Origin of the sequence: Achromobacter sp. HNDS-1 (assembly GCF_040084795.1) — a bacterium.
In the GTDB taxonomy this organism is placed as follows: domain Bacteria; phylum Pseudomonadota; class Gammaproteobacteria; order Burkholderiales; family Burkholderiaceae_B; genus Achromobacter; species Achromobacter ruhlandii.
On the sequence record NZ_CP157584.1, the window covers coordinates 6,215,474 to 6,227,253 of the forward strand.

The following is an 11,780-nucleotide window of genomic DNA, read 5'->3' on the forward strand; positions in this document are numbered from 1 at the left end:
ACGAGGCATCCACGATGACATCGACCCCCGCCACCCGCCCTCCTCTTCCTCCGTTCACGCACGCCAGCGCGGTGCAGAAGGTCCGCCTGGCCGAGGACGGCTGGAACAGCCGCGACCCCGACAAGGTCGCGCTGGCCTACAGCCTGGACACGCGCTGGCGCAATCGCGCCGAGTTCGTCCGCAACCGCGACGAGGCGCGCGACTTCCTGGCCCGCAAGTGGGCCAGGGAACTGGAGTACCGGCTGATCAAGGAACTATGGGCTTTTGGCGGCAACCGCATCGCGGTGCGCTATGCCTACGAATGGCACGATGATTCCGGCAACTGGTTCCGCTCGTATGGCAACGAGAACTGGGAATTCGGCGAGGACGGCCTGATGACCCAGCGGCATGCCAGCATCAATGACCTGCCGATCCTGGAAGCCGAACGCAAGTTCCGCTGGCCGCTGGGGCGCCGGCCGGACGACCATCCCGGCCTGTCGGATCTGGGCCTGTAGGCTCCGCCGGCCCGCGCGGCGTCAGGGCAGCGTCACGCGCTTGATGCCGTCGTCCCCGTCGCCGATGGCGTAGCCGTGCGCCGCGCAATGTGGCCACAAGGAGGATGGCGGGACGTGGCCCATGGTGTGGCGCAATGAAAGCCTAGCAAGCTGCATATCGGTCTTTCGCGGGAGGTTTTCATGCGCGATTCTGCTTAGGGATTTCCCGCCCTCTTCCCCGGGCGCTCCGCCTCGCGACGGGATTTTTTCCCTTTCATGAAAGGTGATCGGAAGTTTGGATTCTTAGACTCCCGCATTCATTGGAATGTCAGCTTTTATTCAGACAGAAGTCAGTTCGAATGAAAGCCACAACAAAGGGAGGAATGAATCCAATGCAATCCAAACGCAGCGTCATCAAGCGCGAGGCGTGGGCCGCGGGCACGATGATCGTGCTCGGCCTGGGCGCCATCGCGCAGGCATCCACTTACAACATCGGCAGCCTGGCCCGCATGGGGCCGGGCATGTTCCCCGCCATTCTCGGCGTGCTGCTGGTCCTGCTGGGCCTGATCATCGCGCGCACGGCTTTTTCCGCGCCGGACGTGGACGAGGAAGCCGAAGACATCCCCCCGCCCGAATGGCGCGGCTGGGGCTGCATCATCGGCGGCCTGATGGCCTTCATCCTGCTGGGCAAGTACGGCGGCCTGGTGCCCGCCACGTTCGCGCTGGTCTTCATCGCGGCCATGGGCGACCGCCAGCACACCGTGCGCAGCGCCGCGCTGTTGGCCGTGGGCGTGACCATTCTCGGCATTGCCGTCTTCTCGTGGGCGCTGCAGCTGCAGTTTCCGCTGTTCCGCTGGGGTTGATCGATGGAAATTCTCAATAACCTGATGCATGGCTTCTCGGTCGCCTTCGCGCTCGACAACCTGCTATGGGCCGTGTTCGGCGTGTTCATGGGCAACCTGATCGGCGTGCTGCCGGGCATGGGCGTGCTGGCCGCCATCTCGATCCTGCTGCCGCTGACCTACACCATGACCCCGACCGCCGCGCTGGTGATGCTGTCGGGCATCTACTACGGCTCGCAATACGGTGGCGGCATCACCTCGATCATGCTGAACCTGCCGGGCACCGCCTCGCACGCCGTGGCCTGCCTGGACGGTAATCCGCTGGCGCGCAACGGCAAGGCCGGCTCGGCGCTGTTCATGCTGATGTTCTCGTCGTTCTGCGGCGCGTCCGTCGGCATCCTGGCGATGATCCTGTTCTCGCCGCTGCTGGTCGACGTGGCCTTCAAGTTCGGCCCGGCCGAGTATTTCTCGATGATGATGCTGGGCCTGCTGGCCGGCGCCACGCTGGCCAAGGGCTCGGCGATCAAGGGTGTGGCGATGGTGGTGGTCGGCCTGCTGCTGGGCGTGATCGGCACCGACGTCAACACCGGCACCATGCGCTTTCACTTCGGCATCCTCGAACTGAGCGACGGCCTGCAGATCGTGGCGCTGGCGATGGGCCTGTTTGGCGTGGCCGACTTCCTCAAGAACATCAACCAGATCGGTGGCGACGCCAAGGTCACCAGCACCAAGGTCAGCATGAAGTCGATGCGGCCCGAGGCCGGCGACATCAAGCAGTCGCGCGGCGCCCTGGTGCGCGGCACCGCCATCGGCGCGGCCTTCGGCATCCTGCCGGGCACCGGCCCGACCATCGCCTCGTTCATTTCGTACGCGGTGGAAAAGAAAGTGGCGCGCGAGCCGCGCCGCTTCGGCCGCGGCGCCATCGAAGGCATCGCCGGCCCCGAGGCCGCCACCAGCGCCTCGACCCAGACCAGCTTCATCCCCACCATGAGCCTGGGCATCCCGGGCGACCCGGTGATGGCGCTGATGCTGGGCGCGCTGATCATCCACGGCATCCAGCCCGGTCCGCAGATGATGGTCGAGCACGCCGACATGTTCTGGGGGCTGATCGCCAGCTTCTGGGTCGGCAACGTGCTGCTGTTGCTGCTGAACCTGCCGCTGATCGGCATGTGGGTGCGGCTGTTGACGGTGCCGTTCCGCTACCTGTTCCCGGCGGCGCTGTTCTTCGTCTGCGTCGGCGTCTACAGCACCAACAACAACCTGTTCGACGTGGGCATGGTGACCTTGTTCGGGGCGGCGGGCTATGCGTTGATCCGGTTGCGCTTCGAACCGGCGCCGCTGCTGCTGGGCTTCGTGCTCGGGCCGATGGTGGAAGAGAACTTCCGCCGCGCCCTGCTGCTGTCGCGCGGCGACCTGTCGATCTTCGTGACGCGCCCGATCAGCCTGGGCTTCGTGCTGGCCTGCGTGATGCTGATCGCGTTGCTGCTGGTGTCGGCCGTGCGCCACAAGCACAAGGCGCGGGCGGCCTTGCAGCAATCCCGTTCGGCGGCCTGATCCGCGCCGGGCGCCATGGACAGCCGCCCGCGGGCGGCTGTTTTTCGTGGCGCGCCCGATGCCCGCCTACGCGTCGGAGGGGGTGCCCGGCGCCGCGCGATGGCCGTCGATATGGCCCAGCGGCCGGCCCGGATCAAGCCGGTCGCGCACCCGCTGCTTGAGCACCTTGGCTTCCGGAAAGCCGCCGTCGCGCTTGCGGTCCCATATCAGCTCGCCGTCATAGGTGATCTGGAAGATGCCGCCGGTGCCGGGCTGCAGCACCACCTCGCCCAGGTCGGTGGAGAACGTGGACAGCAGCTCCTGCGCCATCCAGCCGGCGCGCAGCAGCCATTGGCACTGCGTGCAATATAGGATGACGATGCGGGGACGATGGGCGGCGGGCGGGGTGGCGGTCTGCATGGCGCGGATCATTCTACGCCAGCCGGGTACGCGCGGCGCGTGTCGCCAGTCGTGGATAATGTCAGGTTTTCCCGGGCGCGCGGTGCGCCCTGAGTCCGCCAATGAAGTCTGCATTACCCGCGCGAAGCCAACGGTGGCTGATCGGCCTCCTGATGGGCCTGGTCACCCTGACACCGATGGGCATCGACATCTACCTGCCTTCGCTGCCCGCCATGGCGGCCGGTTTCGGCCAGCCGATCAGCGCGCTGCAGGCCAGCATCACCCTCTTCATCTTCTCGGTCGGCGTCGGCCAGATCCTGATCGGCCCGCTGGCCGACCGCTACGGCCGCCGGCCGGTGGCGCTGGGCGGCGCGCTGGCCTACCTGGCCGGGTCGGCGCTGGGCGCCGCGGCCAATACGCTGGAGCTGTTCTACGCGGCCCGCGTGATCCAGGGGCTGGGCGCGTGCTCGGCGTCGCTGGTGGCCTTCGCGGCGGTGCGCGACCGTTTCAGCCCGGCGGTCGGGGCGCGTGTCTACAGCTATCTGAACGGCGCGCTGTGCACGGTGCCGGCCCTGGCGCCGATGCTGGGCGGCGCGCTGGCGCTGCATGCGGGCTGGCGCAGCACGTTCGTCTTCATGGTGCTGTTCGCGCTGGCGCTGGCCGCCCTGCTCGCCTGGCGTTTCAGCGAAACCCGCGCCGTGGCGCCGGCGGCGGGCTCGCCGCTGTACAGCCTGCGCCGCTACACGCCCATCGTCGCGAGCGGCCGCTTCCTGTACTTTGCCGTGTTCGGCATGGCCGGCATGGCCATGATCCTGGTGTTCGTCTCGGCCGCGCCGGTGGTGCTGGTGCAGCAGCTCGGCTACACCGAACTGGGCTTTTCCGCCTGGTTCGGCGGCAACGCCGCCATCAATATCGCGGCGTTCTTCCTGGCGCCCGTGTTCATCGCGCGCTTCGGCCGCCACGTCATGCTGCGGGTCGGCATGATCGCGCTGCTGCTGGCCGCGCTGCTGCACCTGGCGGCCTGGCGCTGGGGGCCGTCGGCGGCGTGGATCTTCATGCTGCCGGTGGCGGTTCTGACGGTCGGCTTTTCGCTGGCGTTGGGCTCGGCGTTGAGCCTGGCGCTGGAACCGTTCGCCGAGCGCGCCGGCACCGCCGCCGCGGTCTACGGGCTGTTCCAGATGAGCGGTTCGGCCGTCATTGCCACCGCGCTGCTGGACCAGGGCGTGGCGCCGCAGGTGGCAATGGGACTGATCGGCGTGGTGATCGTCGCGCCGCTGCTGTGCCTGTCGGGCGTCATGGCCCGGCGCGGCGCCGCGTCCGGCCACTGAACCGGCGCCTCGCGCCGCCAGCGCGCCTCAGGCCGCCGCCCGCGGCGCGCTCGACAGGTGCATCAACAGCGCGCCGCCGGCAATCAGCGCCGCGCCCGCCAGGCGGCCGGGATTGAGCGCGCTGGCGCTGAAGCCCACCAGCGCATAGCGGTCCAGCAGCAACGCCGCCAGCATCTGGCCGGCGATCACCGCCGCCAGGAAGGCGCCCGCGCCCAAGCGCGGCGCCAGCATCAGCGCTGCCGTGATGTAGAACACGCCCGCCAGCCCGCCGGTCCAGCCCCACCACGGCAGCCGCCCGATCTCGGCGAAGCTGGGCGCCGGCACGCGCAGCACGGCCATCACTGCCATGGCCGCGATGGCGCTGATCGCCAGCGAGGCCATGGTGGCCCACAGCGGATGGCCCAGGTTCCGCCCCAGGGCGGCATTCGCGCCGGCCTGGATCGGCACCAGCGCGCCAGCCAGGATGGCGGCGGGAACAGCGTAGAAAGTCGAGGAATTCATGGTGCGGCTCCGATTCAAGAAGGATTGGCGTTATTCTCTTATTCATGATCCATTGATTCCAATTCGATTTTTGTCTATTGAACATGCAGCCAACGAATAACCTACGGGCCATCGACCTGAATCTGCTCGTGGTGCTGGATGCCTTGCTGCATGAGCGCCACCTGACTCGCGCGGCCGCCCGACTGCCCATGAGCCAGCCGGCCATGAGTCACGCGCTGGCGCGCCTGCGGCTGTTGCTGGGGGATCCGCTGTTCCATCGCACCCGCAGCGGCCTGCGGCCCACGCCGCATGCGCTGGCGCTGGAGGCGCCGCTGCGCGAGGTGTTGGCGCAGGTGCGCCGCCTGCTGGCGGGCGCGGTGTTCGAGCCGGGGGCCAGCCGGCGCGTCTTCCGGCTGGCGATGTCCGATTACGGCGCCAGCGTGGCGCTGCCGCCGTTGATGCGATGCCTGCGGCGCGACGCGCCCGGCATCGACCTGGAGATCAGCTATGCCAGCCGCAGCGGCATGATCGCCGGCGTGGCCGACGGCCAGCTCGATCTGGCGCTGGCGGTGTTCGGCGAAACCCCGGCCGATATCCGCCGCGCCGTGCTGTTCCATGAGGGATTCGTCTGCGCCGCCGACGCGGGCCAGGGCGTGCCCGCCACGCTCGACGGCTATCTGGCGCGGCCGCACGTGCTGGTGGCCGCCAGCCAGGACCAGCGCGCGGCGGAAGTGGATGCCGCGCTGGCGCGGCTGGGCCATGCGCGTCGCGTCGCGCTGCGCCTGCCGCATTGGACGGCGGCGCCGGCGGCGCTGGCGGGCACCGACCTGGTGTTGACGGTGGCGCGCCGCACGCTCGACCCCGCGCCGCCGGGCGTGGCCGTGGCGCCGGTGCCCTTCCCCATCGCGCCGCTGGCGTTCGAAATGATCTGGCACGAACGCGCCGATGGCGACGCGGGCCTGGGGTGGTTGCGCGGCCTGTTGAGCCAGGTGCTGGCCTGATCGGCGCTTGCGGCGTCGGCGCCGCGCCTGCGCGCCGACGCGGCATTGGCCTACTATCGAGGCATGCCCCCCTTTGACGGAGATGTCATGGCCCTCGATTCCACAACGCGCGAACCCGTACTGGAGCGCAGCCTGAGCGACGGCGTCGCGACGCTGCGGCTGAACCGTCCGGCGCAATTCAATGCCCTGTCCGAAGGCCTGCTGGACGCGCTGCGCGCCGAGATCGACATCCTGGCGCGCGAGCCATCCCTGCGCTGCGTGGTGCTGGAAGCCGCCGGCCGCGCCTTCTGCGCGGGCCACGACCTGCGCGAGATGCGCAGCCAGCCGTCGTTCGACTATTACCTGGCGCTGTTCCGCAAGTGCGGCGGCGTGATGCAGGGCCTGCAGGCCTTGCCGGTGCCGGTCATCGCCAAGGTGCGCGGCATCGCCACCGCGGCGGGCTGCCAACTGGTGGCCAGTTGCGACCTGGCGGTGGCCGCCGACGATGCGCGTTTCGCCGTGTCCGGCATCAACGCCGGCCTGTTCTGCTCGACCCCGGCCGTGGCGCTCAGCCGCAATATATCGGCCAAGCGCGCTTTCGAGATGCTGGTCACCGCCCGCTTCATCGACGCGCCGCAGGCGCGCGACTGGGGCCTGCTGAACGACGTCGCGCCCGCCGGCGAACTGGACGCGCGCGTGCGGGCGCTGGTCGAGGTCATCGTGGCCAAGAGTCCCGCCGCGATCCGCTACGGCAAGCGCATGTTCTACGCCCAGCGCCAGATGCCGCAGGCGTTGGCCTATGACTATGCGGCTGAAGTGATGGCGCGCAACATGATGGAAGAAGACGCCGCCGAGGGCATCGATGCCTTCCTGCAAAAGCGCGCGCCGCGCTGGCGCCAGTGACATGGGCCGATGGCCGCGCCCGCGGCGTCGCCGCGCGGCGGCGGGCTCAAGCCAGCCAGCTCAGCCCCCAGCCGGCCGCCGCGGCGGCCAGCACCACCCAGAGCGGCGACCAGCGCGCGTAGACCAGCAGGCCGAACAGCGCCAGCGCCAGGGCGAAATCCGCCTTGCTCGATATCGCCTGGGTCCAGACCGGGTCGTACAGCGCCGCCAGCAGGATGCCGACCACCGCCGCGTTCACGCCCGCCACCATGTTGCGCACGCCGGGGCGTCGCCGCAGGCTTTCCCAGAATGGCAGGGCCGCCGCCACCAGCAGCGCGCCCGGCAGGAAGACCGCCGCCAGCATGAGCAGGCCGCCGGCCCAGCCCGACAGCGGGCCGGACGAGGCCGCCCCAAGGAAGGCGGCAAAAGTGAACAAAGGCCCCGGCAGCGCCTGCGCGACGCCATAGCCCGCGAGAAAATCCGCGCTGGGCACCATGCCCCCGCCCACCGCGGCCGTTTCCAGCAACGGCAGCACCACGTGGCCGCCGCCGAACACCAGCGCGCCCGCGCGATAGAAGCCCGCCAGTTGCGCCGCCAGCGGCGTGCCCGACAACTGGGCCCACAGCGGCAGCGCCGCCAGCAGCAATCCGAACAGCGCCAGGCAGGCATAGCCGGCGGCGCGCGACGCGCCCTGCGTCCGATTGGCCAGCAGGGGCCGCGGCGGCACTTGCAGCAGCGCGGCGCCGGCCACCGCGCCCAGCAGGATCGCGCCGACCTGCCCCAAGGAGGTCGGCAGCGCCACCGTCACCAGCGCGGCGACGATGGCGAGCCCGGCGCGCGGCCGGTCCGGGCAGAGCGAGCGCCCCATGCCCCACACCGCCTGGGCGATGACCGCCACCGCGGCCACCTTCAAGCCATGCACCGCCGGCATCGCCGCCAGCCCGCCGAACCGCGCCAATCCCAATCCCAGCAGGATCATCGCCACCGCCGACGGCAGCGTGAACGCCAGCCAGGCGGCCAGCATGCCGGCCCACCCCGCCCGCCTCAGCCCCAGCGCCATGCCGACCTGACTGCTGGCCGGGCCGGGCAGGAACTGACATAGCGCCACTAGGTCGGAAAAGGCGTAGTCGTCGAGCCAGCGGCGGCGATCAACGAATTCCTCGCGAAAGTAAGCCAGGTGCGCCACCGGACCGCCGAACGCGGTCAGCCCCAGCCGCAGGAAGGCCAGGAACACCTCCATACAGGAACCGCGCGTGGCCGGCGCGGCCTCGCTGGCGGCCGGTTTGCTGGCCACATGTTCATCGTGGAAAGGCGGTTGCTGCGGCATGGGACGGGACACTCGAAAACGGGCGGCGCCCCTGGATCCCGGAGCGCCATCAGTCAAGCTTATAGCCGGGCGGCGTCGGCGTTTCAATCGCCCCGCCGGACGGGCCCGGCTGAAATGCTGCATGAATCTTCACAATTTCCATACAAATACCGTCGGATCGCCACGGTCCTGCCCGGTAGCATACGGCAGCCCACACGGTGGATCGGCGCGCCCGGACGGCAGATGTGCGGCCCACGCGCCCACAGGAATTCCAGCATGCTCAAGTTCACGATCCGAATCTTCGTGGTCGCCGCCATTGCCTACATCGCCGCCTCCCAGCTGGTCAACCGCAGCCTGGGTTATCTGCTCGAATCGGTCAGCGCCGATCTGTCCTACCAGGCCGTGCGTGGCCAGATGTACGCACTGCACAAGGAACTGGATCCGATCGAACCCGAGTCCCGCGCGGCCTTCATCCGCGACTCGCTGCGGCCCCACTACGGCCTGGAACTGAAACTGGTTACGCCGGAGCGGATCGAAGCCACCGCGCAGGAAAAGCAGGACCTGGCCACGCGCGGCTTCATCATGCGCGATGAATACAACACCTATCTGGCCCCCTTGCCCGGCGAGCCGCGGCAGTGGCTGGAGATGCGCCTGCCCGGCGAACCGACGCTGGAAAAGTGGATCACCTGGGGCGCCTGGCTGGCGCTCAGCATGGTGCTGGCGGTGGTGCTGCTGGTGCTGTGGGCGCTGCCCGTGTGGCGCGACCTGGACGCCTTGCGCAATGCCACGCTGCGCATGGGCCAGGGCGATCTCGGCGTGCGGGCGCGACTGTCGCATTTCTCCGGCATCCGCCACGTCGGCGAAAGCTTCAACCAGATGGCCGAGCGCATTTCCGCCCTGGTGGAAAACCAGCGCAGCATGACCAACGCCGTCTCGCACGAACTACGCACGCCGCTGGCGCGGCTGTCGTTCGAGGTCGACATGCTGGGCCAGGAAAAATTCCAGGCGCGGCGCGAGCAGATCCTGCACGACATGCGCACCGATATCCACGAGCTTGAAACCATGGTCGACGAACTGCTGGTGTACGCGCGGCTGGAACGCCCCGCCGACGACGTCGTCAAGCAGGAAACCGTGGACGTGCGCGACTGGCTCGGCGAAGCGCTGGCGCAGGTGGCCCACCAGGCGGACGCGCGCGGCGTGCATTGCCATGTGCGCGACGGCCTGCCGGCGCATGTGCAGCTGCATCCGCGCTACATGAGCCGGGCCCTGCTCAATCTGGTGCAGAACGCCGTGCGCTATGCCAGCGCGCGCATCGAGATTTCGCTGACGAGCTGCCCCGCCGGCGGCTACGAGCTGATCGTCGACGACGATGGCCCCGGCGTCGCGCCCGCTGACCGCGAGCGCATTTTCGAACCCTTCATCCGCCTCGACGAAAGCCGCGACCGCGGCACCGGCGGCGCCGGCCTGGGCCTGGCCATCGTCAAGCGCGTCGCCGCCAGCCACAAGGGCACCATCGAGGTTCAGGACAGCCCGATGGGCGGCGCGCGCTTCGTGTTGCGCTGGCTGTCGGCGCCGGTCGCGGAGTAAGCGGCGCCGACAGCATTCAGGTGCCGACGGGTTCGGGACCCGCCGCCTTGCGCGCGTGGATCTGGTCGATGCGCAGGCCGTCGCGGCGCGTGATCTCGAAGCGCCAGTCGCGCCACACGATCACATCGCCAGTGTCGGGAATGCGGCCTTCGGCGCGCAGCAGCCGGCCCGCCAGCGTCGCGTCGCCGGCGTCATCGGCCAGGTCCGCCACCTCCAGCACCCGCGCCGCCTCGGCCAGCGCCAGGCGGCCGTCGAGCAGCCAGGAACCATCCGACAGTTGCAGCGCCTCGGGCGCCGCCTCGCTGTCCTCCGGCAGCTCGCCGGCCACCGCCGTCAGCACGTCCATCGGCGTCACCAGCCCTTCGCACACGCCGTGTTCGTCGACCACGATCAGCATGTGGTCGCGCGAGGCGCGCAATTCGTCCAGCACCTTCAGCACCGGCGTGGTTTCCATCACGTAGCGCGGCTCGCGCGCCAGTTCGACCAGGTCGATCGGGCCCGGGTTCTGCAACAGCGGCAGCAGGTCCTTGAAGTGCAGCACGCCCAGCACGTTGGCCGGATCGCCAGCGCACAGCGGCAGGCGCGAGTGGCCCGAGGCGAACTTGCGCACGATCGCGTCGGGCGTATCGGCCACGTCCAGCCAGACCATGTCGCCGCGCGCCACCATGATGGCGCGCACGTCGTGGCCGCCGATCGCCAGCACCCGTTCGATCATCGAGCTTTCCTCGGGCGCGAAGGCCGGCTCCTCGCCGGCGCTGTCCACCAGCGCCACCACATCGTCGGCCTGCTGCGACGCCTGGGCGCCGCGGTCGGCGCGCAACAGCCGCAGCACGGCCTGCGCGGTGCGCTGGCGGCGGCCCAGGGCATGCGTGCCCTTGGCCCGGTTGCGGCGCGCCAGCTGGTTGCACAGCTCGATCAAGATCGAGAAGCCGATCGCGGCGTACAGGTAGCCCTTGGGCACGTGGAAGCCCAGGCCTTCGGCCACCAGGCTGAAGCCGATCATCAGCAGCAGGCCCAGGCACAGGATCACCACGGTCGGGTGGCGCGCCACGAAGCCCATCAGCGGGCGGCTGGCCAGCATCATCACGGCCATCGCCACCACCACCGCGATCATCATGATGCTCAGGTCCTGCACCATGCCGACCGCCGTGATCACCGAGTCCAGCGAGAACACCGCGTCCAGCACCACGATCTGCAGGATCACCTGCCAGAACACCGCGTGCTGGACCTTCTGGCCCGTGTCGTGGCCACGGCTGCCCTCGACCCGCTCGTGCAGTTCCATGGTGCCCTTGAACAACAGGAACAGGCCGCCCAGGATCAGGATCAGGTCGCGCCCCGAGATCTCGGCGCCCAGCACCGTGAACAGCGGCGCGGTCAGCGTCACCACCCAGGCGATGCTGGCCAGCAGGCCCAGCCGCATCAGCATGGCCAGCGTCAGGCCGATCATGCGGGCGCGGTTGCGCTGCGCCGGCGGCAGTTTGTCGGCCAGGATGGCAATGAATACCAGGTTGTCGATACCCAGCACGATTTCAAGAATGACCAGCGTCGCCAGGCCAAGCCAGGCGGTCGGGTCGGACATCCAGTCGAAGATCATCAACGTTCCACAAGAAGGATCGGACGCGGACGCGCGCACGCGTCCGGCAGCCCGGAGGCTGTCGCAAGGGACAGGCAGGAAAAGGATAGTTCAGCGGCGCCGGTCCGGCGCGGCCGGGCGCGGGTGATCCGGCGGGCCGGCGGCGCCCGTCCGCCTATGCGGGGCGTGGGCGCGGCGGCGCGATCATGGGTAGCCGGCCAGGAGCGGCCAGACGCCGGAAGCCGGCTGGGAGGGGGGATCGGGCGCCGCTGCGCGAGCGGCGCCCTACTAGGAGGCGGGTCGTCGGTCATAGATGGCGAAACCGTCCGCGCTTGCCGGGCAAGCGCAGGCCGCGTGTTCCGCCCTGCTCTCATTCTTTCAGGAATCTGAATATTAG

11 protein-coding genes are annotated in these 11,780 nt (G+C 69.4%); 7 read left to right on the forward strand and 4 right to left on the reverse strand.

The window, feature by feature from the left end:
* Window positions 1–14: 14 nt before the first annotated feature.
* The 3 genes from ABFG95_RS28640 to ABFG95_RS28650 all read left to right on the forward strand — a co-directional run bounded on the left by ABFG95_RS28640 (window position 15) and on the right by ABFG95_RS28650 (window position 2,869).
* A complete protein-coding gene (locus ABFG95_RS28640) occupies window positions 15–494 on the forward strand; it encodes a DUF1348 family protein (protein ID WP_054418063.1) in 480 nt (159 codons plus the stop codon).
* Between the two features lie 371 nt (window positions 495–865).
* Window positions 866–1,336 carry a tripartite tricarboxylate transporter TctB family protein gene (locus ABFG95_RS28645; RefSeq protein WP_054418060.1) on the forward strand — a complete coding sequence of 157 codons (471 nt, stop codon included), beginning with the start codon at window positions 866–868 and terminating at the stop codon, window positions 1,334–1,336.
* A gap of 3 nt (window positions 1,337–1,339) precedes the next feature.
* The gene (locus ABFG95_RS28650) at window positions 1,340–2,869 is read left to right on the forward strand and encodes a tripartite tricarboxylate transporter permease (RefSeq protein WP_049073624.1); all 1,530 of its coding nucleotides are present in this window, start codon (window positions 1,340–1,342) and stop codon (window positions 2,867–2,869) included.
* 66 nt (window positions 2,870–2,935) lie between these two features.
* Here ABFG95_RS28650 and ABFG95_RS28655 read toward each other — a convergent pair whose 3' ends face one another.
* Window positions 2,936–3,268, reverse strand: a complete 333-nt coding sequence (locus ABFG95_RS28655; RefSeq protein WP_348995235.1) for a SelT/SelW/SelH family protein — start codon at window positions 3,266–3,268, stop codon at window positions 2,936–2,938.
* Window positions 3,269–3,369: 101 nt separating this feature from the next.
* On the opposite strand from ABFG95_RS28655, the gene ABFG95_RS28660 reads away from it, so the two are divergent.
* Complete coding sequence (locus ABFG95_RS28660) at window positions 3,370–4,575, forward strand: multidrug effflux MFS transporter (protein WP_348995236.1); 1,206 nt, start codon at window positions 3,370–3,372, stop codon at window positions 4,573–4,575.
* A 27-nt stretch (window positions 4,576–4,602) separates the two neighbouring features.
* Here the strand turns inward: ABFG95_RS28660 and ABFG95_RS28665 are convergent, their stop codons facing one another.
* The gene (locus tag ABFG95_RS28665; protein WP_049073621.1) at window positions 4,603–5,076 is read right to left on the reverse strand and encodes a DMT family transporter; all 474 of its coding nucleotides are present in this window, start codon (window positions 5,074–5,076) and stop codon (window positions 4,603–4,605) included.
* An 83-nt stretch (window positions 5,077–5,159) separates the two neighbouring features.
* On the opposite strand from ABFG95_RS28665, the gene ABFG95_RS28670 reads away from it, so the two are divergent.
* Both ABFG95_RS28670 and ABFG95_RS28675 read left to right on the forward strand, forming a co-directional pair.
* A complete protein-coding gene (locus tag ABFG95_RS28670; protein ID WP_348995237.1) occupies window positions 5,160–6,056 on the forward strand; it encodes a LysR family transcriptional regulator in 897 nt (298 codons plus the stop codon).
* Window positions 6,057–6,143: 87 nt separating this feature from the next.
* Window positions 6,144–6,938, forward strand: coding sequence for an enoyl-CoA hydratase (locus ABFG95_RS28675; protein ID WP_054418051.1), 795 nt, complete (start codon window positions 6,144–6,146; stop codon window positions 6,936–6,938).
* Between the two features lie 46 nt (window positions 6,939–6,984).
* Here ABFG95_RS28675 and chrA read toward each other — a convergent pair whose 3' ends face one another.
* The gene (gene chrA / locus ABFG95_RS28680) at window positions 6,985–8,244 is read right to left on the reverse strand and encodes a chromate efflux transporter (RefSeq protein WP_348995238.1); all 1,260 of its coding nucleotides are present in this window, start codon (window positions 8,242–8,244) and stop codon (window positions 6,985–6,987) included.
* 255 nt (window positions 8,245–8,499) lie between these two features.
* Here chrA and ABFG95_RS28685 point away from each other — a divergent pair, with 255 nt between their 5' ends.
* Entirely contained in the window at window positions 8,500–9,810 is a 1,311-nt protein-coding gene (locus tag ABFG95_RS28685; protein ID WP_063583493.1) for an ATP-binding protein, read from the forward strand.
* Window positions 9,811–9,826: 16 nt separating this feature from the next.
* Here ABFG95_RS28685 and ABFG95_RS28690 read toward each other — a convergent pair whose 3' ends face one another.
* Window positions 9,827–11,404, reverse strand: a complete 1,578-nt coding sequence (locus ABFG95_RS28690) for a TerC family protein (RefSeq protein WP_175146975.1) — start codon at window positions 11,402–11,404, stop codon at window positions 9,827–9,829.
* Between the last annotated feature and the right edge of the window lie 376 nt (window positions 11,405–11,780).